This is a genomic window from Pseudomonas sp. P7779, assembly GCF_013386315.1.
Classification (GTDB): Bacteria; Pseudomonadota; Gammaproteobacteria; order Pseudomonadales; family Pseudomonadaceae; genus Aquipseudomonas.
In genome coordinates this window covers 15,447-38,606 of record NZ_JACARZ010000070.1, presented here as the reverse complement: position 1 = coordinate 38,606, position 23,160 = coordinate 15,447, and the positions used below count along the sequence as shown (strand labels likewise).

Annotated in this window: 18 protein-coding genes; 11 read left to right on the top strand and 7 right to left on the bottom strand. The window is 61.8% G+C overall.

Going from position 1 to position 23,160, the window contains the following annotated elements:
- Positions 1-2: 2 nt before the first annotated feature.
- Positions 3-1,775, bottom strand: a complete 1,773-nt coding sequence (locus HX869_RS20310) for an N-acetylglutaminylglutamine amidotransferase (protein ID WP_003216754.1) — start codon at positions 1,773-1,775, stop codon at positions 3-5.
- A 154-nt stretch (positions 1,776-1,929) separates the two neighbouring features.
- The gene (gene mnmC, locus HX869_RS20305) at positions 1,930-3,918 is read right to left on the bottom strand and encodes a bifunctional tRNA (5-methylaminomethyl-2-thiouridine)(34)-methyltransferase MnmD/FAD-dependent 5-carboxymethylaminomethyl-2-thiouridine(34) oxidoreductase MnmC (protein WP_178903570.1); all 1,989 of its coding nucleotides are present in this window, start codon (positions 3,916-3,918) and stop codon (positions 1,930-1,932) included.
- Positions 3,919-4,059: 141 nt separating this feature from the next.
- Here mnmC and pap point away from each other — a divergent pair, with 141 nt between their 5' ends.
- The 3 genes from pap to HX869_RS20290 all read left to right on the top strand — a co-directional run bounded on the left by pap (position 4,060) and on the right by HX869_RS20290 (position 8,008).
- A complete protein-coding gene (gene pap, locus HX869_RS20300) occupies positions 4,060-5,577 on the top strand; it encodes a polyphosphate:AMP phosphotransferase (RefSeq protein ID WP_177009485.1) in 1,518 nt (505 codons plus the stop codon).
- A gap of 102 nt (positions 5,578-5,679) precedes the next feature.
- Positions 5,680-6,864 (top strand): thiolase family protein, encoded by a 1,185-nt coding sequence (locus tag HX869_RS20295; protein ID WP_003216747.1) that lies wholly within the window; start codon positions 5,680-5,682, stop codon positions 6,862-6,864.
- Positions 6,865-7,051: 187 nt separating this feature from the next.
- Positions 7,052-8,008, top strand: a complete 957-nt coding sequence (locus HX869_RS20290; RefSeq protein WP_003216745.1) for a DMT family transporter — start codon at positions 7,052-7,054, stop codon at positions 8,006-8,008.
- Here HX869_RS20290 and HX869_RS20285 read toward each other — a convergent pair.
- Complete coding sequence (locus HX869_RS20285) at positions 8,005-9,393, bottom strand: class II fumarate hydratase (protein WP_003216744.1); 1,389 nt, start codon at positions 9,391-9,393, stop codon at positions 8,005-8,007. The two genes, HX869_RS20290 and HX869_RS20285, sit on opposite strands and share 4 nt — an antisense overlap.
- 193 nt (positions 9,394-9,586) lie before the next feature.
- Between HX869_RS20285 and HX869_RS20280 the strand changes: the two genes are divergently transcribed.
- The 7 genes from HX869_RS20280 to HX869_RS20250 all read left to right on the top strand — a co-directional run bounded on the left by HX869_RS20280 (position 9,587) and on the right by HX869_RS20250 (position 17,455).
- A complete protein-coding gene (locus tag HX869_RS20280; RefSeq protein WP_003216742.1) occupies positions 9,587-10,105 on the top strand; it encodes a DUF2059 domain-containing protein in 519 nt (172 codons plus the stop codon).
- Between the two features lie 6 nt (positions 10,106-10,111).
- A complete protein-coding gene (locus HX869_RS20275) occupies positions 10,112-10,405 on the top strand; it encodes a BolA family transcriptional regulator (RefSeq protein WP_003216739.1) in 294 nt (97 codons plus the stop codon).
- A gap of 274 nt (positions 10,406-10,679) precedes the next feature.
- On the top strand, positions 10,680-11,624 hold the full coding sequence (locus tag HX869_RS20270) for a rhodanese-related sulfurtransferase (protein ID WP_003216738.1): 945 nt from the start codon (positions 10,680-10,682) through the stop codon (positions 11,622-11,624).
- 3 nt (positions 11,625-11,627) lie between these two features.
- Positions 11,628-12,263, top strand: a complete 636-nt coding sequence (locus HX869_RS20265; protein ID WP_008433236.1) for a DsbA family protein — start codon at positions 11,628-11,630, stop codon at positions 12,261-12,263.
- Positions 12,256-14,076 carry an ABC transporter ATP-binding protein gene (locus HX869_RS20260; RefSeq protein ID WP_003216734.1) on the top strand — a complete coding sequence of 607 codons (1,821 nt, stop codon included), beginning with the start codon at positions 12,256-12,258 and terminating at the stop codon, positions 14,074-14,076. The genes HX869_RS20265 and HX869_RS20260 overlap by 8 nt, the downstream gene beginning before the upstream one ends.
- 75 nt (positions 14,077-14,151) lie before the next feature.
- A complete protein-coding gene (locus tag HX869_RS20255) occupies positions 14,152-16,614 on the top strand; it encodes an EAL domain-containing protein (protein ID WP_008433239.1) in 2,463 nt (820 codons plus the stop codon).
- Positions 16,615-16,693: 79 nt separating this feature from the next.
- Entirely contained in the window at positions 16,694-17,455 is a 762-nt protein-coding gene (locus tag HX869_RS20250; RefSeq protein ID WP_218166164.1) for a TenA family transcriptional regulator, read from the top strand.
- A gap of 21 nt (positions 17,456-17,476) precedes the next feature.
- On the opposite strand, the gene HX869_RS20245 is transcribed toward HX869_RS20250, so the two are convergent.
- From HX869_RS20245 to HX869_RS20230, 4 genes are all read right to left on the bottom strand, one after another.
- Positions 17,477-18,403 carry a GGDEF domain-containing protein gene (locus HX869_RS20245; protein WP_003216729.1) on the bottom strand — a complete coding sequence of 309 codons (927 nt, stop codon included), beginning with the start codon at positions 18,401-18,403 and terminating at the stop codon, positions 17,477-17,479.
- A 169-nt stretch (positions 18,404-18,572) separates the two neighbouring features.
- On the bottom strand, positions 18,573-19,847 hold the full coding sequence (locus HX869_RS20240) for an MFS transporter (protein WP_177028903.1): 1,275 nt from the start codon (positions 19,845-19,847) through the stop codon (positions 18,573-18,575).
- 182 nt (positions 19,848-20,029) lie between these two features.
- Positions 20,030-21,184 carry an acyl-CoA dehydrogenase family protein gene (locus tag HX869_RS20235; protein WP_003216725.1) on the bottom strand — a complete coding sequence of 385 codons (1,155 nt, stop codon included), beginning with the start codon at positions 21,182-21,184 and terminating at the stop codon, positions 20,030-20,032.
- Between the two features lie 69 nt (positions 21,185-21,253).
- Complete coding sequence (locus HX869_RS20230; RefSeq protein ID WP_008433245.1) at positions 21,254-22,111, bottom strand: IclR family transcriptional regulator; 858 nt, start codon at positions 22,109-22,111, stop codon at positions 21,254-21,256.
- A gap of 263 nt (positions 22,112-22,374) precedes the next feature.
- Between HX869_RS20230 and HX869_RS20225 the strand changes: the two genes are divergently transcribed.
- A complete protein-coding gene (locus tag HX869_RS20225; RefSeq protein WP_010175990.1) occupies positions 22,375-23,160 on the top strand; it encodes an enoyl-CoA hydratase in 786 nt (261 codons plus the stop codon).

The following is a 23,160-nucleotide window of genomic DNA, read 5'->3' as shown; positions in this document are numbered from 1 at the left end:
AATCAGATTCCTTGTTCGCTGAGCCACAGGTTCAGCGCCGCCAGTTGCCACAGCTTGGAGCCGCGCAACGGGGTCAGTTGGCCTTGGGGATCGGTGAGCAGGCGGTCGAGCATGGCCGGGTTGAACAGGCCGCGGTCCTGGCTTGGGTCCAGCAGCAGCTCACGCACCCAGTTCAAGGTGTCACCCTGCAAATGCTTGAGGCCGGGCACCGGGAAGTAGCCTTTCTTGCGGTCGATGACCTCGCTCGGGATAACCCGGCGCGCCGCTTCTTTGAGCACTTGCTTGCCGCCGTCCGGCAATTTGAATTTGCCCGGCACGCGGGCCGACAGTTCTACCAGGCGATAGTCGAGAAACGGCGTGCGCGCTTCCAGGCCCCAGGCCATGGTCATGTTGTCGACGCGCTTGACCGGGTCATCCACCAGCATAACGGTGCTGTCCAGGCGCAGGGCTTTGTCCACCGCCGCATCGGCGCCGGGCTGGGCGAAATGCTCGCGCACGAAGTCGCCGGCGGCGTCATTCGCGGTCAACCATTTCGGCGCGACGGTAGCGGCATAGTCGTCGTAGCTGCGGTCGAAAAATGCGTCGCGGTAGGCCGCGTACGGGTCGCTTGCGCCATCCACCTGCGGGTACCAGTGGTAACCGGCGAACAGTTCATCGGCGCCCTGGCCGCTTTGCACCACCTTGCAGTGCTTGGCCACTTCCCGGGACAGCAGGTAGAAGGCGATGCAGTCATGGCTGACCATCGGCTCGCTCATGGCGCGGAACGCCGCCGGCAATTGCTCGATGATTTCGCTTTCGGCGATACGCAGTTGGTGGTGACGGGTGCCGTAATGCTTGGCGATCAAGTCTGAATACTGGAACTCGTCGCCGCGCTCGCCTCCAGCGTCTTCAAAACCGATGGAGAAGGTCGACAGGTCCTGCACGCCGACTTCCCGCAACAGACCCACCAGCATGCTGGAATCGACACCGCCGGAAAGCAGCACGCCCACATCCACCGCCGCCCGCTGACGAATCGCCACGGCTTCGCGGGTGCTGTCGAGTACGCGGTCGGTCCAGTCTTCCAGGGTCAGGTTGGCTTCGTCGGCGTGGGGGCCGTAGGGCAGGGTCCACCAGGTTTTCTGTTCAGTCTTGCCATCGGCGTCGATGCGCATCCAGGAGGCGGGCGGCAGCTTTTCAATGCCCGCCAGCAGGGTGCGCGGCGCCGGCACCACGGCGTGGAAGTTCAGGTAGTGATTGAGGGCCACCGGATCGAGGATCGGGTTGATATCGCCACCCTTGAGCAGCGCCGGCAGGGCCGAGGCAAAACGCAGGCGCTGGCCGGTGCGCGACAGGTACAGCGGCTTCACGCCGAGGCGGTCACGGGCGATAAACAGGCGCTGGGCATCGCGCTCCCAGATGGCGAAGGCGAACATCCCGTTGAGCTTGGGCAGCAGGGCTTCGCCCCAGGCGTGGTAGCCCTTGAGCAGCACTTCGGTGTCGCCACCGGAATAGAAGGCGTAGCCCAGGGCTTCCAGCTCTTCACGCAATTCCGGGAAGTTATAGATCGCGCCGTTGAACGCCAGGGACAGGCCCAGCTGGGCGTCGACCATCGGTTGGGCGGAGCCATCCGACAGGTCCATGATTTTCAGGCGTCGATGGCCCAGGGCAATCGGCCCCTGGGCATGAAAGCCCCACGCGTCAGGACCGCGTGGCGCCAAGTGATGGGTGATTCGTTCCACCGCTGCCAGGTCGGCAGGTTGGTGATCGAAACGTAACTCTCCAGCTAATCCGCACATAAATTCCTTACCGGTTTTTCCGTTGGGGAGGGATAGAAATGCAGCCCGCCAAAACGGCGGGTACCCAGAGACTGACCCGGGTAAATTGTGGGAGTTTTAGAACAATACGTTATAAGGCAAAGAGCCTTGACGGGTTGCAAGCCCGTCGTGGCCCTCAGGATTTGCCTGGGTTACCGCGGATCAGGGCACGCAGCGCGAACCGATTGGGGTGACAGGCTTCGCTGACATTGCGCGGCAGCGGCAGGGGCTCATTGTCGAGCCAGGCGGCCAGCAGCTCTGCACAGAGTGGCGCGGTGACCAGCCCCCGTGAGCCATGGCCACTGTTGATATACACGCCGTGCAACCACGGGCACGGCGCATCAGGGACCTGCCGGGCGTCTTTGCCAAGGGCGGCGTAGGTGTGATCAAACGCCTCTCGCTGCGCCAGCGGCCCGACGATCGGCAGGTAGTCCGGGCTGGTGCAACGGAAGGCGGCGCGGCCTTCAAGCTGTTCGGGTGCCAGGCTGTCGGCGCCCAGGCGTTGCAGCAAATCGAGGGAGATTTCCCGCAGCATCTCCAGATTGCCCGCGTGCTCGGCCACCGTGGGCGTAAGGTCATCGCTCTTGAAGTCGAAGCTGGCACCGAGGGTGTGCTCGCCCAGGCGTGGCGGGGCGACGTAGCCCTCGGCGCACACTACTGTGGCCAACGCCTGGCTTTGCGCCGTTTGCGGCAGGCGAGTGATTTGCCCGCGGATGCGCTTGAGGGGCAAGTCAGCGCTGAAGGAAAACCGCTTGATCTCGGCGGCGCCGGCCAGCACAACCACACTGGCTTGAGCCAGAACCGTATCGCCCTGCAACGCCTGCCACTGACTGTCGACCTGCTTGAGCTCAAGGGCGTCGTGGTGCTGGAGCACTTCGATCAGCGGGTGCCTGGCTTGCCATTCGCACAGCGCCGGCGGGTGAACCCAGCCGCCTTCGGGGAAGAACAAGCCGCCGTGCTCCAGCGTTATCCCGGCGCGCGCCTGTGCCTGCTCTTTATCCAGCAGGTGCAACAGGTCCTGGGCAAAAGCGCCGGCCAGTTGTGCCTGGCGCTCGGCTTCCTTGGCGTTGAAGGCCAGTTGCAGCACGCCGCAGCCATCCCAGTCCACGCCACGTTGCAGGTGTTCCAGCAGGCGCCGGGTGTGGCCGAAACCGCTGAGAATCAACTGCGAAAGTGCCGTGCCATGGGCGGAAAGCTTGAGGTACAACACCCCTTGCGGGTTGCCGGAGGCTTCCTGCGCGAGCGCTGCGTGGCGTTCCAGCAAACTGACGCGCCAGCCGCGTGCCGCCAGGCTGGCCGCCGTGGCGCAACCGGCCAGGCCACCACCGATGACCAGTGCATGGCGTTCACCGGAAACCGCAGGTGGGCGCGCAAACCAGGGTTTTGCCGCGGCAGGCGCAGGCGTTTCAGCGGGCCAGCCGAGAAACTCACCCCGCAGGATTTCCCACTTGTGGCCGATGCCGGGGGTGCGCTTCATCTTGAACCCGGCGGCGTTGATCAACCGCCGTACCCAGCCGGTGCTGGTAAAGGTGCTGATGGTCGAGCCCGGCGCCGCCAGCCGCGCCAGTTCGGCGAACAGCTCGGCAGTCCACATGTCGGGGTTCTTGGCCGGGGCGAAACCGTCGAGGAACCAGGCGTCGACTTGCGCGTCCAGTTGCGGCAATTGCTCCAGGGCGTCGCCGATCAGCAACGTCAGGGTGACTCGACCGTTATCCAGTACCAGCCGCTGGAAGCCTTGGTGAATCGCGATGTATTGCGCCAACAGTTGCTCGGCGAACGGTGCCAGTTCCGGCCAGAGGGCGAGGGCGCGCTGCAGGTCGGCGTGGCTCAGCGGGTACTTTTCCACGCTGACAAAATGCAGGCGCGCACCCGCCTCCGCGTGTTGATCAAACAACTGCCAGGCGCACAAAAAATTCAGGCCGGTGCCGAAGCCCGTCTCACCAATCACCAAGCGCCCGCCCACCGGCAGCGCCGCAAAACGTTCCTGCAGACGGTTCTGTTCGAGGAACACGTAGCGGGTTTCTTCAAGGCCCGACTTGTCGGAGAAGTACACGTCATCGAAGACCCGCGAGTGCGGGCGACCTTGGTCATCCCAGTCAAGCTGGGCGTGGGATACGGGGTTCATGAGCGGCTCGGCAAAGGCAAGGCGGCCATTCTAGCTGATCAACAGGGTTGTCATTGATCCATGGCAAGCCGCTGCGGAATTTCCTGCCACGTGTTGTTGCCCAATCCGCTAGTCTTGATCACTTCTGGAACGGAGCCGCCCATGTTCGAATCTGCCGAAATCGGTCACGCCATCGACAAAGACACCTACGACGCCGAAGTGCCGGCCCTGCGTGAAGCCTTGCTGGAAGTGCAGTACGAACTGCAACAGCAGAAGCGCTTCCCGGTGATCATCCTGATCAATGGCATCGAAGGCGCGGGCAAGGGTGAAACCGTCAAATTGCTGAATGAATGGATGGACCCGCGCCTGATCGAGGTGCGCACCTTCGACCAGCAGACCGACGAAGAACTGGCCCGCCCACCGGCCTGGCGCTACTGGCGCCAGCTTCCGGCGAAAGGCCGCATGGGGATCTTTTTTGGTAACTGGTACAGCCAGATGCTGCAGAGTCGCGTCCATGGCGAGATCAAGGACGCGCGGCTGGACCAGGCCATCGCCGGGGCCGAGCGCCTGGAAAAGATGCTGTGTGATGAAGGTGCGCTGATCTTCAAGTTCTGGTTCCACCTCTCCAAGAAGCAAATGAAATCCCGGCTCAAAGCCTTGCAGGACGACCCGCTGCACAGCTGGCGCATCAGCCCGCTGGACTGGCAGCAGTCAAAGACCTACGACAAGTTTGTGCATTTTGGTGAGCGGATCCTGCGCCGCACCAGCCGTGACTATGCGCCTTGGTATGTGATCGAGGGTGTCGATGCGCACTACCGCGGGCTGACCGTCGGCAAGATCCTGCTCGAAGGCCTGCAAAACGCCTTGAAAGTGCCCAAGGGTAAAGCCAGCGGCATGAACCCGGCGCCGCTGCCATCGGCGGTTGACCAGATGAGCCTGCTGAACAGCCTGGACATGAGCCTGAGCCTTGAAAAGGACGATTACGAAGAACAACTGATTACCGAGCAGGCGCGGTTCTCCGGGCTGATGCGCGACAAACGCATGCGCAAGCACGCGTTGGTGACGGTGTTTGAAGGCAACGACGCGGCGGGCAAGGGTGGGGCCATCCGGCGTGTGGCGGCAGCCCTCGACCCCCGGCAGTACCACATCGTGCCGATTGCCGCGCCCAGTGAAGACGAGCGCGCCCAGCCTTACCTGTGGCGTTTCTGGCAGAAGATTCCGGCGCGGGGCATGTTCACCGTGTTCGACCGCTCCTGGTATGGCCGGGTGCTGGTGGAACGCATCGAAGGCTTCTGCACGCCGACGGACTGGATGCGCGCCTACGGCGAGATCAACGACTTCGAAGAGCAACTGCGCGACGCCGGGGTGATCGTGGTCAAGTTCTGGCTGGCGATCGACAAGCAGACGCAGCTGGAGCGGTTCCAGGCCCGCGAGGAAATCCCGTTCAAACGCTTCAAGATCACCGAGGACGACTGGCGTAACCGCGAGAAGTGGGACGACTACCGGGCGGCGGTGGGTGACATGGTGGACCGCACCAGCACCGAGATTGCGCCGTGGACGCTGGTTGAAGCCAACGACAAGCGCTGGGCGCGGGTGAAGGTGTTGCGCACCATCAACCGGGCGCTGGAGGAAGCGTTCGACAAGACCGACAAGCATGACAAGAAGGACAAGAAGAAGTAACGCCATGCTTTTGCATACGCGGGGTGAATGATTGTCGCGGTTGAAGAGGGCGGGATCTATGCTCGATCCATCTCTCAACAACCACAACAATTGAGGTAGCCCATGCGTGAAGTAGTGATCGTCGACAGCGTGCGAACCGGCCTGGCCAAGTCCTTTCGCGGCAAGTTCAACCAGACCCGTCCCGATGACATGGCTGCCCATTGCGTGAACGCGTTGCTGACCCGCAATGGCATCGACCCGGCCACGGTCGAGGACTGCATCGTCGGCGCCGGATCCAACGAAGGTGCCCAGGGCTACAACATCGGCCGCAATGTGGCGGTGTTGTCGCAACTGGGTACCGGTACGGCGGGCATGACCCTCAACCGTTTCTGTTCCTCGGGGTTGCAAGCGATTGCGATCGCCGCCAACCAGATTGCTTCCGGTTGCAGCGAGATCATCGTGGCCGGTGGAGTCGAGTCCATCAGCCTGACCATGAAGAGCGTCAACACCGATAACCTGATCAATCCGTTGCTCAAGGAGCAGGTGCCGGGCATTTACTTTCCCATGGGGCAGACGGCGGAAATCGTTGCGCGGCGGTATCACGTCAGTCGTGAAGAGCAGGATCTGTATGCGCTGCAAAGCCAGCAGCGTACGGCTCAGGCCCAGGCTGACGGGTTGTTCGATGATGAAATCGTGCCGATGGCGGTGAAGTACAAGGTTGAGGACAAGAACACTGGCGCGGTGCAGGTGTTGGAGGGGGTGGTGGATCGGGATGATTGCAATCGTCCGGATACGACGTTGGCCAGTCTTGCGGGATTGAAGCCGGTGTTTGCGGAGGATGGGTCGGTGACGGCGGGGAATTCGTCGCAGTTGTCTGATGGGGCTTCCATGACACTGGTGATGAGCCTGGAAAAAGCGCTGGAACTGGGGCTTAAGCCCAAGGCGTTTTTTCGCGGGTTTACGGTGGCGGGGTGTGAGCCGGATGAGATGGGGATCGGGCCGGTGTTTTCGGTGCCCAAGTTGCTCAAGGCCCGTGGGCTGGCGGTGGCGGATATTGATTTGTGGGAGTTGAATGAGGCGTTTGCCTCGCAGTGCCTTTATGCGCGTAATCGGCTGGAAATTGATAACGCCAAGTACAACGTCAACGGTGGGTCGATTTCCATCGGGCATCCGTTTGGGATGACGGGGTCGCGGCAGGTGGGGCATCTGGTGCGTGAGTTGCAGCGGCGCAAGTTGCGTTACGGCATTGTCACTATGTGTGTGGGCGGCGGCATGGGGGCCACCGGCTTGTTCGAAGCCGTACGCTGACTCAGTGTGGGAGTGGCGGTGCGACGATTCGACTTGCTCGCGAATGCGGCGGGGCAGTCGATGAAAATGTTGGCTGATAGACCGCCTTCGCGAGCAAGCCCGCTCCCACATTTGATCAGCACCGTATCCCAATCCGTTCACATCCCCCTAGAATGCACCTCCTCCACCTCAGGCATTCGGGGCACTCATGCACATCTCATCGGGCCGTTGGGTCTACGGTTTATCCCTGGCCCTGCTGACCGCGCTGCTCTGGGGCATTCTGCCGATCAAACTCAAACAGGTCTTGCAGGTGATGGACCCCGTCACCGTCACCTGGTTTCGCCTGGTCGTCTCCGGCAGTTGTCTGTTTATCTATCTCGCCGCCGTAAGGCGCCTGCCCAGCTGGCGTTCCCTCGGACCAAAAGGTGGCTGGCTGGTAGCGATCGCCGTGTGCGGCCTGATGGGCAACTATGTGCTCTACCTGGTCGGCCTCAAACTGCTGAGCCCCGGCACCGCGCAACTGGTGGTACAGGTGGGCCCGATCTTCCTGATGATCGCCAGCGTCTTCGTGTTCAAGGAACGCTTCAGCCTCGGGCAGGGCATGGGCCTGCTGGTGCTGATCATCGGCTTCGGCCTGTTCTTCAACCAGCGCCTGACCGAGTTGTTGACCTCCCTGGGCAGCTACACCGCCGGGGTGCTGACGATTCTCTTGGCCACCACCATCTGGACCTTCTACGCCCTGGGCCAGAAGCAGTTGCTGACGGTATGGAATTCGTTGCAGGTGATGATGGTGATCTACCTGTCCTGCGCGCTCTTGCTGACGCCATGGGCGCACCCGATGGAAGCGCTGCAACTGAGCCCGCTGCAAGGCTGGCTGCTGCTGGCCTGCTGCTTCAATACGCTGATTGCCTACGGCGCATTCGCCGAAGCCCTGGCCCACTGGGAAGCCTCGCGCGTCAGCGCCACCCTGGCGCTGACGCCATTGGTGACCTTTGTCGCGGTGGCGCTGGCCGCGTGGATGTGGCCCGAGTATGTGCACGCCGAAGACATCAATGCCCTCGGCTACGGCGGTGCCGTGTTGGTGGTGCTGGGGTCTGCGACCGTGGCGTTGGCGCCGTCGCTGTTCGCCGGGCTCAGGGCCCGGCGTGCACGATTGGCGTCTTAATGACCGGCTTCCAGCATGTTTTCCGGACGCACCCACTGGTCGAACTCTTCGTCCGTGAGATAGCCCAGCTTCAGCGCCGCTTCCCGTAGGGTCAGCCCTTCGGCATAGGCCTTCTTGGCAATCTCGGCGGACTTGTCGTAGCCGATGTGCGGGTTCAGCGCCGTCACCAGCATCAGGCCACGCTCAAGGTGCGCGGCCATTTGCTCGGCGTCGGGTTCCAGGCCGGCGATGCAGTGCTCCTGGAAGTTGCTGCAACCGTCGGCCAGCAGGCGGATCGATTCCAGCAGGTTGTGGATGATCACCGGCTTGTACACGTTCAACTGCAAGTGGCCCTGGCTGGCGGCGAAGCCAATGGTCACGTCATTGCCCAGCACCTGGCAGGCCAGCATCGACAGCGCTTCGCACTGGGTCGGGTTGACCTTGCCGGGCATGATCGAGCTGCCCGGTTCATTCGCCGGCAACTTGACTTCCGCCAGCCCGGCACGCGGGCCGGAGCCCAGCAGGCGCAGGTCGTTGGCGATTTTCATCAGGGCCACGGCCAGGGTCTTCAAGGCGCCGTGCAGGGTGGTCAACGGCTCATGGCCCGACAGCGCGGCGAATTTGTTCGGTGCGGTGACAAACGGCAGGCCCGACAGCGCGGCCAATTCCGAGGCAATCGCCTCGCCAAAACCGTGGGGTGAATTGAGCCCGGTGCCGACGGCAGTACCACCCTGGGCCAGTTCACACACGGCGGGCAGGGCGCTGCGGATCGCGCGTTCTGCGTAGTCGAGTTGCGCTATAAAGGCCGAGACTTCCTGGCCGAAGGTGATGGGCGTCGCATCCATCATGTGGGTGCGGCCGGTTTTCACCAGCTTCATGTGGCGCGCCGACAACTCTGCCAAACCACCAGACAGTTCACGGATCGCCGGCAACAGCTTCTCGGTGACGGCCTGCACGGCGGCGATGCTCATGGCGGTGGGGAAGCAGTCGTTGGAGCTCTGGGAACGGTTGACGTGGTCGTTGGGATGCACCGGGCTCTTGCCGCCACGGGGCTTGCCCGCCAGCTCGTTGGCACGGCCGGCGATCACTTCGTTGGCGTTCATGTTGCTCTGAGTGCCGCTGCCGGTCTGCCACACCACCAGGGGAAACTGGTCGTCGTGTTCGCCGGCGAGCACTTCGTCGGCGGCCTGTTCGATCAGCCGGGCGATGTCGGCGGGCAGGTCGCCATTGCGGTCGTTGACCCGGGCCGCAGCCTTCTTGATCAGGGCCAGGGCGTGCAACACAGCCAGGGGCATGCGCTGGTCGCCGATGGCGAAGTTCACCAGCGAGCGTTGGGTCTGCGCGCCCCAGTAAGCGTCATCCGGGACTTGCACTTCTCCCAGGCTGTCGGTTTCGATACGGCTCATCGGGCACACTCCTTCAGGTTCGTTTGCGCAGTTTAGGCCCTGATCGCCCGGTGGGGTTCCCTTAAAAGACTTTTCATCGGATTAAGCCCCGCAAAACCAGGCCCCACAAGGCGTGGGGTTGAGCCGCGGCGTTTTTTAGGCGCAGAATGGGCGCCCTTGGGGTCTTACCTCGCCTGCTAGAAAAGGAAACTCGATGACTCGTCTTCGTGCCATCTGTACCGCGGTTGCTCTGGTATGTGCCAGCGGCCAGGTTTTTGCCGATACCGCCAGCCACAACGCCAGTGCCGAAGCCTTCCTTACCCTGGCCCATGCCGACAAGCTGGGTACCCCGGTGTACATGCAAGTGCAACAAATGTTCGCCCAGCGTTTCGAGCAGACCAAGGCGCCTGCTTCCAAGCAAACCGTCCTGGACACCTACCAGGCCAAGGCCAACACCGCCCTGGACCAGGCCATCGGCTGGAACAAGCTCAAGCCGGACATGATCAAGCTCTACACCGACAACTTCAGCGAATCCGAGCTCAAGGACCTGGTTGCGTTCTACCAGTCGCCACTGGGCAAGAAAGTCCTGGAGAAAATGCCCCAGCTGACCCAGCAATCGGCCCAGATGACCCAGGCCAAGCTGGAAAGCGCGGTACCTGTGGTGAACAAGCTGCTGGAAGACATGACCAACGAGCTGACGCCAAAAGCCCCGGCCCCGGCCAAGAAGAAGTAAACAGGAATGACCATGCAACAGCGTATCGAATCGGCACTCGTCGCCCTGAGCCCGGAACACTTGAGCGTGCTGGATGAAAGCCATATGCACAGCCGTGGGTTGCAGACCCACTTCAAGGCCGTGCTGGTCAGCCAGCAGTTCGAGGGCCTCAACCGCGTCAAGCGCCACCAGAAGGTCTATGCCACGTTGGGTGACCTGATGAGCGAATTCCATGCGTTGGCGCTGCATACCTACACGCCTGAAGAATGGGCGAAAATCGACGCAGCCCCGGCCTCGCCGACCTGCGCCGGCGGTCACTGACACTGTGGCACATCAGCTTGATCTGGCGAGGGAGCTTGCTCCCGCTGGGCTGCGCAGCAGCCCTTCTGCCAATCACCGCGATCTTTCTGAAAGGTTGCAACTGCCTGGTTGGGGCCGCTCCGCAGCCCAGCGGGAGCAAGCTCCCTCGCCACAGTAAGAGGCGGTCCATAATCGTCGCCATTTTTGTTAGAATCCGCAACGCGCCGCTCAGTCGGCGCGTTTTTTTTGCATCCGGTTCACCCTTTACGAGGGTAGCCACCTGGAGAGAACACCCATGACTCAACCGATTGTCGTGGCGGCACTGTATAAGTTCGTCACCCTCGAAGATTACGTCGCCCTGCGCGAGCCACTGCTGCAGGCGATGGTCGACAACGGCATCAAAGGCACCTTGCTGATTGCCGAAGAAGGCATCAACGGCACCGTTTCCGGCAGCCGCGAAGGCATTGATGGCTTGATGGCCTGGCTCAAGAACGACCCGCGCATGGACGACATCGACCATAAAGAGTCGTACTGCGACGAGCAGCCGTTCTACCGCACCAAGGTCAAGCTCAAGAAAGAGATCGTGACCCTGGGCGTCGAAGGCGTCGACCCGAACAAGAAAGTCGGCACCTACGTCGAGCCGCAGGACTGGAATGCGCTGATCAGCGACCCTGAAGTGCTGCTGATCGATACCCGCAACGACTACGAAGTGTCCATCGGCACCTTTGAAGGCGCGATCGACCCGAAGACCACCAGCTTTCGCGAATTTCCCGACTACATCAAAGCCAACTTCGACCCGGCCAAACACAAGAAAGTCGCCATGTTCTGCACCGGCGGCATTCGTTGCGAAAAGGCCTCGAGCTATATGCTCAGCGAGGGTTTCGACGAGGTGTATCACCTCAAGGGCGGCATCCTGAAGTACCTCGAAGAGGTGCCGCAGGAAGAAACCAAGTGGCAGGGCGACTGCTTTGTGTTCGACAATCGCGTGACCGTGCGCCACGACTTGAGCGAAGGCGACTACGATCAATGTCATGCCTGCCGCACACCGGTCAGCGTCGAGGACCGTGCATCCGAACACTATGTAGCTGGCATCAGTTGCCCGCATTGCTGGGATAAGCTTTCAGAGAAGACCCGTCGCAGCGCGATCGACCGGCAAAAGCAGATTGAACTGGCCAAGGCCCGCAATATGCCGCACCCGATTGGCTACAACTACAAGCAATCCCCATCCTCCGAGGCCTGAGCCATGTCCGCACGCCTGCTCTATGTAATGGATCCGATGTGCTCCTGGTGCTGGGGTTTCGCCCCGGTGGCCAAGGCGCTGGTTGAGCAGGCCCAGGCCGCAGGCGTGGAGCTGCACCTGGTGGTGGGCGGCTTGCGCACCGGCAGTGGCGCGGCGCTGGAGCCGACGACCCGGCGCTATATTCTTGAGCATTGGCAGGCCGTGACCGACGCCACCGGCCAGCCGTTCAAGCGTGAAGGTGCACTGCCTGATGGTTTTGTCTACGACACCGAGCCTGCTTGCCGCGCCGTGGTCACTGCCCGCAGCCTGGCGCCGGATTGCGCGTGGAAACTGCTGGGCCTGATCCAGCAGGCGTTCTACGTCGAAGGGCGCGACGTGACCCGCGCCGACGTATTGGTGGAACTGGCCGAGACCGCCGGCGTGCCGCGTATCGAGTTCGCCGAAGCTTTCGACCGCGCCGACCAGCACGCGGCCACCGCGGCGGATTTCACCTGGGTCCAGGACCTGGGCATCGCCGGTTTCCCGACCTTGCTGGCGGAGCGTAATGGGCAACTGGCGCTGCTGACCAACGGCTACCAGCCGCTGTCCGAATTGGCGCCGCTGCTGAGCCGTTGGCTGGAGCGAGCTGCCTGTGCATGATCAGCCCGATCCCGTTGAGCAACCCAAGCGTGTCGACCGGCTGACCTGGGCGGAAGTCCGCCGCCTGGCGCTGCATCACAAGAAATCCCTGTGGATCGCCAATGGCGTCGCCGTGCTGGCAACCTTGTGCAGCGTGCCGATTCCATTGCTGCTGCCGTTGCTGGTGGACGAAGTGCTGTTGGGCCATGGCGATGCGGCACTGAAGGTGATGAACCACGCATTGCCCCTGGGTTGGCAGAAGGCCGCCGGCTATATCGGCCTGATGTTGCTGGTGACGTTGCTGTTGCGTTGCGGCGCCCTGGTGTTCAACGTGCTGCAGGCGCGGTTGTTTGCGCGGCTGGCCAAGGACATCGTCTATCGCATTCGCGTGCGGCTGATCGAGCGCCTCAAGCGCATTTCCCTCAGCGAATACGAAAGCCTGGGCAGCGGCACGGTGACCACGCACCTGGTCACCGACCTGGACACGGTGGACAAATTCGTCGGTGAAACCCTCAGCCGGTTCCTGGTGGCGATGCTCACCCTGGTAGGCACCTCCGGGATCCTGATGTGGATGCACTGGAAGCTGGCACTGTTGATCCTGCTGTTCAACCCGCTGGTGATCTACGCCACGGTGCAGTTGGGCAAGCGGGTCAAGCACCTGAAGAAGCTGGAAAACGACAGCACGTCGCGGTTCACCCAGGCGCTGACCGAAACCCTCGATGCGATCCAGGAAGTGCGTGCCGGCAATCGCCAGGGCTTTTTCCTCGGGCGCCTGGGCCAGCGGGCCCAGGAAGTGCGGGATTTTGCGGTCAATTCCCAGTGGAAAAGCGACGCCTCCAGCCGCGCCAGTGGCTTGCTGTTCCAGTTCGGTATCGACATCTTCCGTGCGGCGGCGATGCTGACGGTGCTGTTTTCCGACCTGTCCATCGGCCAGATGCTCGCGGTGTTCAGTTACCTGTGGTTCATGATCAGCCCGGTGGAACAGTTGCTGAACCTGCAATACGCCTACTACGCGGCGGGCGGGGCGCTGACGCGGATCAACGAACTGCTGGCCCGCGCCGATGAACCGCAATACGCGGGCGGTGCCGATCCGTTTACCGGACGCGAGACCGTCGGCATCGAAGTGCGCGGCCTGAATTTCGGCTACGGCGAGGAACTGGTGCTGGACCAGTTGAACCTGAACATCGCCCCGGGTGAAAAAGTCGCGATTGTCGGCGCCAGCGGCGGCGGCAAAAGTACCCTGGTGCAACTGTTGCTGGGGCTGTATACGCCGCAGGCCGGCAGCATTCGCTTCGGTGGTTCGACCCAGCAGGAAATCGGCCTGGAGACGATTCGCGAGAATGTCTCCGTGGTGCTGCAGCACCCGGCACTGTTCAATGATACGGTGCGCGCCAACCTGACCATGGGCCGCGAGCGCAGCGACCAGGCCTGTTGGCAGGCGCTGGAAATTGCCCAGCTGGATGCGACCGTCAAGGCGCTGCCGCTGGGCCTGGACAGCGTGGTCGGACGCTCCGGCGTGCGCTTTTCCGGTGGGCAGCGTCAACGCCTGGCCATTGCACGGATGGTGCTGGCGGAGCCGAAAGTGGTAATACTCGACGAGGCCACCTCGGCCCTGGATGCGGCAACCGAATACAACCTGCACCAGGCGCTGGCGCGGTTTCTCAGTGGCCGTACCACCTTGATCATCGCCCACAGGCTGTCGGCGGTGAAACAGGCGGATCGGGTATTGGTGTTCGATGGCGGCCATATTGCCGAAGATGGCGACCATCAGCAGTTGATTGCTGATGGTGGCTTGTACGCCAAACTTTACGGACACTTGCAACAAGTGCGGTGATTTAGCCTACGCTGAGCTATCAGGAGCGGTTTTCACTCGCGTGCGTATTTTAGTTGTGCATGTGCAAGGGACCTCATGAAGCAAAAGCAGACTCTCGGAACCCCTCGGTTATTGGGCATTGTGTGGCCTTTTATCGCCGTCGTGCTGTTCCAGGCATTGTTAGGCTGCGTCAGTCTCTACGTACTCTCGGCGGTGCGCGGTTATGTGGCGGGCGAAAGCCTGTGGTCCAAGGGCCAGAAAGACGCGATATTTTACCTGACGCTCTACGCCGACAGCCGCGACGAAGCCACCTACCTCAAATACCAGAACGCGATTGCCGTACCCCAGGGCGGGCATGAGCTGCGGCTGGCCCTGGACCGCCCGACGCCGGACCTGCCTGCCGCGCGCCAGGGCATCCTCAAGGGCGGTAACCACCCTGACGACGTTTCCAGCCTGATCTGGCTGTACCTCAACTTCCGCCATTTCAGTTACCTGGAAAAAGCCATTGAACTGTGGACGGTGGGCGATGGCTACCTGGTGCAACTGGACGACCTGGCCCAGGAGATGCACCGAGCGATCATGGCCAATCAGGTCAGCGGCAGCGACGTACACCGCTGGAAGCAGCGGATCTTCGCGATCAACGACGGGGTGACGCCGGCCGCGAAAGCCTTCAGCGATGCCCTGGGTGAAGGCTCGCGGATGATCCTGCGCCTGCTGCTGGTGACCAACCTGGCCACGGCACTCGGCTTGATCGTGCTGGCGCTGTTGCGCACCCACAAGCTGCTGGCCCAGCGACATGCGTTTGCCGACGCGCTCCAGTTGGAGAAGGAGCGGGCGCAGATCACCCTGGAGTCGATTGGCGACGGAGTGATCACCACCGATGTCGACGGCGCCATTGCGTATATGAACCCGGCTGCCGAAGCCCTGACCCATTGGAAAGCCGCCCAGGCCCAGGGGCTGCCGCTGGCGGCGCTGTTCAACCTGCTGGACGAAAATGCCCAGGCCGACGGCTTTACCCTGATCGAACACATATTGGGCGGCCAGCTCGGTGGGGGCAGCGAGCACTCCAAGCTGATCCAGCGCCTGGATGGCACCACCGTGTCCGTCACCCTGGTGGGCGCGCCGATCCGCAGTGCCGGCAAAGTCGTCGGCGCGGTGCTGGTGTTGCACGACATGACACAGGAACGCCAGTACATCGCCAACCTGTCCTGGCAGGCCACCCACGACGCCTTGACCGGCCTGGCCAACCGCCGCGAGTTCGAGTTCCGCCTGGAGCAGGTGCTGCACAACGTCGGGCGCCAGCAAACCGGGCGCCATGCCTTGATGTTCCTCGACCTGGACCAGTTCAAGCTGGTCAACGACACCTGTGGGCATGCCGCGGGGGATGAACTGTTGCGGCATATCTGCGCGCTCTTGCAGTCCGACCTGCGTGAAGGTGACACCCTGGCCCGGCTGGGGGGCGACGAGTTCGGCATCCTGCTGGAGAACTGCCCGGCGCCGGTGGCGGAAAAAATCGCCGAAAGCCTGCGCCACACCGTGCAGAGCCTGCACTTTGTGTGGAAGGGCAGGCCGTTTGTCACCACCGTGAGTATTGGCCTGGTGCACATCACGCACGCCCCGACCACCCTGGAGACTTCCCTGCGAGCCGCCGACATGGCGTGCTACATGGCCAAGGAAAAGGGCCGCAACCGGGTGCAGGTGTATCACGCCGATGACTCGGAATTGTCCCTGCGCTTTGGCGAGATGGCCTGGGTGCAACGCCTGCACATGGCGCTGGAAGAGAACCGTTTTTGCCTGTACGCCCAGGAAATCGCGCCCCTTGGGCACACCGAACAGGGGGATGGGCATATCGAAATCCTGCTGCGCCTGCATGACGAGGCGGGGCGGATCATCCTGCCGGACAGTTTTATCCCGGCCGCCGAGCGTTACGGCTTAATGACCTCCCTGGACCGTTGGGTGGTGGAGAACGTGTTCAAGATCATCGCGGGCTGCATGCGTGAGCGCCCGGGCCGGCCCATGGCCATGTGTGCGATCAATCTGTCAGGCACTACCATCGGCGATGAGGACTTTCTTGGGTTCCTGCGTGAGCAATTCATTGCCTATGGCATTCCACCGGAAATGATTTGTTTTGAAATTACAGAAACCAGCGCTATAGCGAATTTGGGTAGTGCGATTCGTTTTATCAACGAGCTCAAAGAGTTAGGGTGCCATTTCTCCCTGGATGACTTCTGCGCCGGGATGTCCTCGTTCGCATATCTTAAACATTTACCTGTAGACTTCTTGAAGATCGATGGAAGTTTCGTAAAGGATATGCTGGACGACCCGATTAACCGCGCTATGGTCGAAGTGATCAATCACATCGGTCATGTCATGGGTAAGCGCACAATTGCCGAATTTGTCGAGACACCTCAGATCGAACAAGCCTTGCTTGAGATCGGGGTCGACTACGCTCAGGGATACCTGATCGAGCGACCGCAGTTGTTTACCTTTGATAGTTTGCAGTGTCGACCTGTGCGACCGCAGCCTCTGTTATTCAAGGCGCCTGGCACGTTCCGATGAAACATTTGCTGGTCTGTACATATCACAAATCAAAAGGAGCCCGACAGTGATCGACACATTCAACAGAACCGGCCCGCTTATGGAAGCCTCAAGTTACCCCGCCTGGGCGCAACAGCTGATCCAGGACTGTAGCGAGAGCAAGCGTCGCGTTGTCGAACACGAACTGTACCAGCGCATGCGCGATAACAAGCTCAGCGCCAAGACCATGCGCCACTACCTGATTGGTGGCTGGCCGGTGGTTGAGCAGTTTGCGTTGTACATGGCACAGAACCTCACCAAGACCAAATTTGCCCGCCATCCTGGGGAGGACATGGCGCGCCGCTGGCTGATGCGCAATATTCGCGTGGAACTCAACCACGCCGATTATTGGGTGCATTGGGCCCGCGCCCATGGTGTCAGCCTGGAAGAATTGCAGGCACAGGAAGTGCCGCCGGAGCTGCATGCACTGAGCCACTGGTGCTGGCACACCAGCTCGGCCGACTCGCTGATTGTCGCGATTGCCGCCACCAACTACGCCATCGAGGGGGCCACTGGGGAGTGGTCCGCCGTGGTGTGTTCCACCGGCGTCTATGCCGCGGCTTTCCCTGAGGAAGACCGCAAGCGCGCGATGAAGTGGCTGAAGATGCATGCCCAGTACGATGACGCACATCCCTGGGAAGCCCTGGAAATCATCTGCACCCTGGCCGGCATGAACCCGACCAAGGAACTGCAGGTAGAGCTGCGCCAGGCGGTCTGCAAGAGCTACGACTACATGTACCTGTTCCTGGAACGTTGCATGCAGCTGGAAAAGTCGGTGGCCGCCCCCCGCAAACAACCGGCCCTGGTTGCCAGCGAGGCGTAAACGGGGTGATGGCGGGGTAAATTACCCCGCCATTGCCAGCCGATTGCGGCCTTCACGCTTGGCCACATACAAGGCACTGTCCGCCCGGCGCAACAGGCTCTCGGCGGACTCTCCCGCCAGCAAGGTCGAGCAGCCCAGGCTCACCGTCAATTCGATCCGCTCATCATCCGCCCAATAATCCTGGGCCTGTGCCGCCTGGCGCAGGCGCTCGCCGACCATCGATGCCGCGTCCCGGCCGGTGTTGGACAGCAGGATCAGAAACTCTTCCCCGCCAAACCGGAACACCATGTCCACATTGCGCAGCTGGCTCTTGATCGAGGCGGCGACCGCCTTGAGCACCTTGTCGCCCGTGGCATGGCCGTGGCTGTCGTTGATGTGCTTGAAGTGGTCGATGTCCAGCATCAGCAAGGACAGGGGTTGCAGGTGCCGGCGAGCCATGTCGATTTCCCGTTGCAGGGTCTGGTCCATGGCGATGCGGTTACCGGTTTCGGTCAGTGGGTCGCGCAGGGCACTGCGAGTCGCCGCACGGTAGAGCAGGGCATTGCGCATCGGGTAGAGCAAGGTGGCCAGCAGCGATTCCAGGTTGGCCAGTTCGTCTTCGAGAAAGCGTTGGTTGCGCCGAAACACCAGTTCGCCAAGGTGCTCGCCTTCATGGCTGAGGGCATAGCTCACCGAATGATGGCCGCGGTGACCGTACTCCAGGCGCAGGTCGCTGGCTTCGTGGCGGTATTGCAGGGCGTCCAGCGGCACCAGGCGTTGGATCTCGCGGAAGAACAACGCAAGGATATGCTCCGGCTCCAGGCTGGTTTGCAATTGCATGCCCAGTTGCTGGCGAAGTTGCTCAACCGTCGCGGGGCGTCGTGTAAGAAGGGAAGGCTGACCAAAGCCCAGGCGTTGCAATTTGGCGCTGTCGAAGTCAATTGCGTTGGTCTGGGTCGGTGTTTTCATAAACGAATGAGCCTCTAAGCACAAAACTGTCTTACAGGCTGGGTGAGAGCGTCGTACTGTTCCTTCAGTTCCGTAGGACTGACGTACAGTCTAGCCCGGTTTGTCTAAGGGTATAACTGCCGCACGTCTTATAGCCGGGGCCGCGTCGCCGCGGGCCCCGGATTAGGGCTTATTGTTTTTGCGGGTCGAACTGCTTGTCGCGGATAAACAGCGCTGGGATCACGCCGCAGATAAAGTACGCGCCGCCCATGACCAGGAATCCCACGCCAATCGAGCCATGGGACGCCAGGAAACCAATGGCTGCCGGTGCCACCGCCGCGCCGATTCGGCCAATGTTGTAGGCGCCGCCCACTGCCGAGCCGCGAAATTTCGCTTCGAAGCTTTCGGTCATGTAGGTCGCATTCACGCCGTAGGGGATGCCGTACAGGAAACCGAACACAATCAGCATCCACAGGATGTTGTCCGGGCTCTGGAACAGCACGATCACCGGCAGGAAAATCGCCGTGCCCAGCGCGCCGACGGCGAACACCAGGCGCCGGCCCAGGCGGTCTGCCGCGAGCCCGGCGAGGATCTTGCCGAAAATCATCGCCGCGTAGGTGCCGACCATGTAGCTGGTCATCGACTTGAAGTTCATCCCCAGCTCGCCTTCCAGGTATGACGGCATCCAGTTGTTCACGCCGTAGTAGCCGAACTGCAGGAAGCCTGCGGTCAGCGCCCAGAGGATAAACATGCGGCTGGCTTTCGGGTCGCTGAAGATCAGCTTGAACATGCCGTCGGGTTTCTTCGCCGACACGCGCTTGATGCCTTCGGCCTTTTCCCGGGCACGTTGGGCCTGGGCCTTGATCCAGGCTTGCGGCTCCGGCACCAGGCGTTGCATCAGTACGGCGAGGATCACCGGGATGATCGCCACGTAGAACAACCAGCGCCAGCCGTGGTTCGGCAGGATCCAGCCGGCGAGCAGGGTGGCGACGATGTAGCCCACCGACCAACCGGCCTGCAAGGTGCCGAGCACGGTGGTGCGATAGCGGGTCGGCACGTATTCGGCCATCAGGGTGTTGCACGCGACATACAGCGCGCCGAGTCCCAGGGACGCGAAGAAACGGGTGCTCGCGAACTGCCAATAGCTGTGGGTCATGCCCAGGATCGCCGTGCCGGCGGAGAACAGCACGATGCTCCAGACCACGGTTTTCACCCGGCCAAAACGGTCACAGGCCCAACCGCCGTAAATCCCGCCGATGGCCATCCCGGCCAGGGTGAAGCTGCCCAGGCTGCCGGCTTCGACGCTGGTCAGGCCGAACTCGGCCTTGAGGCTGCTGAGGCTGTAGGACAGCAGCATCAAGTCGGCACCGTCGATCAGCAGGCCGAGGAAGCAGAAGATGAATACGATGATCCACAGTTTGTTTTGCGCGGGCGACAACGCACCCGCCGAAGCGGCGACTTCCATAGCGATACCTTGTTGTAGTTGTTAGGGCACAAGTTATGGGTGTTGCGGTAATGCGGTTGGAACACGGTCACTGTAGGAGCTGGCTTGCCTGCGATGGCATCGCCGCGGTGTTACTGCCAGACCGAGTTGTCTGCATCGCAGGCAAGCCCGCTCCCACATGGGTTTTGTGTTGTTCCCGGGGTTCAGTGCTTGGCCTCGCGAATCATGTTGCGGGCGATCACCAATTGCTGGATCTGCGTAGTGCCTTCATACAGGCGGAACAAGCGCACATCGCGATAGAACCGCTCGATGGCGTACTCGCTCACATACCCGGCACCGCCGTGAATCTGCACACAACGGTCGGCCACCCGACCGCACATCTCCGTGGCGAACATTTTCGAGCAGGACGCTTCGGTGCCGATGTTCAGGCCTTCGTCACGCTTGCGCGCAGCGTCCACCACCATGCAGCGGGCGGCGTAGATCTCGGCCTTGCTGTCGGCGAGCATCGCCTGGATCAACTGGAACTCGGCGATCGGCTGGCCGAACTGCTTGCGTTCCAGGGCGTAGTTCAGGGCATCGTTGAGCATGCGCTCGGCGGCCCCGACGCTGACGGCGGCAATGTGCAGGCGGCCCTTGTCGAGCACCTTCATTGCGGTCTTGAACCCCACGCCTTCGACGCCACCGATCAGTTGGTCGGCCGGTACGCGCACGTTGTCGAATATCACGTCGCAAGTGTGGGCGCCTTTCTGGCCCATCTTGTGGTCGCGCTTGCCCAGGGACAGGCCGGGGGTGTTGCGCTCGACAATGAATGCACTGATGCCGCCCGCGCCCTTGATGTCCGGGTTGGTACGGGCCATCACCGTGTAGATCCCGGCGTGGGGGGCGTTGGTGATAAAGCGCTTGGTGCCGTTGATGACATAGTGGTCACCGTCGCGCACCGCCGTGGTTTTCAGCGAGGCGGCGTCGGAGCCGGAGTCCGGCTCGGTCAGGCAGAACGAACTGAGCAGTTCACCGCTGGCGAGTTTTGGCAGGTAGTGCTGCTTCTGCGCCTCGGTGCCGTCCAGCAGGATGCCGATGGAGCCGATGCCGTTGTTGGTGCCGAAGTAGGAGCGGAATGCCGGCGAGGTGCGGCCCAGTTCAAAGGCCACGTTGACCTCTTCTTCCATGGTCAGCCCGAGGCCGCCGTAGGCTTCAGGCAAGGTCAGGCCAAACAGGCCCAGCTCGCGGAACTGGCTGACGATATCCGCCGGGACGTCATCGGTCTCGGCCAGTTCGTTTTCCCGGGGGATCAGCGCCTCGTTGACGAACTGCTGCAGGGTTTCCAGCAACAGATGAAGCGTTTCGGGGTCTCGGATCATGTGCATTCCTCAGCGGCCCGTTCGGCGGGCCTGTTGTCGTCAATCTGCCGAGGCCTTGCACCGATCTGTCTAGCGGGCGGCGGCCTCGATGTTGTTCACCATGTGCTTGAGACGGGGCCCGATGTCGTCCTCGAGTTTCTCCCGGGAAAGGTGAAAACTCGGTCCGCCACAGTTGAACGTCAGCAGCCCATGTTGTGCATGCAGCAGCGGTACGGCGATGGCGTTTACATCGCGGTGCCACTCACCGATCGACATGCAGTAGCCGAAGTCGGTGTAATCCCGGAAGGCACGTTCCAGACCCTTCCTGATGCCCGGCCAATCCTCCAGATGACGCTGGCGGATATGGTCGAGGATAAATTCCCGCTCGTTTTCCGGCATCGCTGCCAGGCAGGCGCGGCCTGCGGAACTCAAGTGCAACGGCAACCGTGTGCCGACCTGGCGGCGCATGGTCATGTTGGCTTCACCCTGGACCACGTCCAGGTAAACCATGTCCAGGCGGTCCCGCGTGGCCATCGCCACCGCGGCCTGGGCGTACTTGGCCATCGTCTCCATCAGCGGATGGGCCACGGCCCGCACCGACAGGTTCGACAGCATTGCGTAACCGAACGCCATTACGCCCACATCCAGCTGATACCGGCCTGACTGCGGCAGGTGCTTGAGATAGCCCAAGCGGGTCAGCGTATGGGTCATCCGCGTAATCGTTGGCTTTGGCAGCCCGGTCTTGCGCGCCAGCTCCTGGTTACCCAGCACGCTTTCGCTGGGGGTGAAGCAGCGCAGCAATTCCAGGCCACGGGCCAGGGCGGTGACGAACTGGCGGTCCTTGTCTTCTTCCTCGTCGGCATTCATCGGATCGATCAGCAAGTGCTCGAAGGCGTGGTTGCCGGCAGGTGTTTCGGGTGTGTTCGGGTCCAGGTTTCGACGGCGCATGTTAGTCCCCCTTTTTTTAGAAAATCAACAAAACAAAATTGTATTCCGCACAGCGAAACTAATCAACTTTGCGTGGCGTTGTCTTTTTGTTTAATAAAACTCGTCTAAACAACGAGTTATAGCCCGATTTATCGAAGGGTCAGGTTTTTACGTTTACATCACGGCGACTCGGTCCTTATGATTATCGCTAAATACGGAATGTTGTTTCGCATAGCGAAACTGGCGATATCCGAACTAACAAGAACATTGCAGCAGGAGAATTTGTGGCCAGCCTCGACCAACCCGTAGTGCACCTCGACGTCCAGGACAATGGCGTCGCCGTGGTACGCATCCACCGTCCCGAAGTGAAAAACGCCTTGAACGCCCAGGTTCGCGAAGAGCTGGCCGAGCACTTTCGTGCTCTGGCCAAGCGCCGTGATGTGCGCGCCATCGTGCTTACCGGCGGCGACCAGTTCTTCGTGGCCGGTGCCGACATCAAGGAATTCGCCAGCGCCAGCCCGATCGAGATGTATCGCCGCCACACTGAATACCTGTGGGAAGCCATCAGCCGCTGCCCCAAGCCGGTGATCGCCGCGGTGAACGGGTTTGCCCTGGGCGGCGGTTGTGAGCTGGCCATGCATTGCGACCTGATCGTCGCCGGGGAATCGGCGCGCTTCGCCCAGCCCGAGGTCAAGCTGGGCCTGATGCCGGGCGCCGGTGGCACCCAGCGCCTGGTACGCGCCGTGGGTAAGTTCCAGGCCATGCGCATCGCGTTGACCGGCTGCATGGTCAAGGCCCCGGAAGCCCTGGCCATGGGCATGCTCAGCGAAGTGGTGGCCGATGACCAGACCATCCCCCGCGCCCTGGAACTGGCCGCGCAGATCGCCGCCTTGCCGCCACTGGCGGTGGAACAGATCAAGGAAGTGATGCTGGCCGGCGCCGACCTGCCGCTGGAAAGCGCGCTGGTGTTGGAGCGCAAGGCCTTTCAACTGCTGTTCGATTCGGCAGACCAGAAGGAGGGCGCCGCGGCGTTCTTCGAAAAACGCACCGCGAACTACCTGGGGGAATGA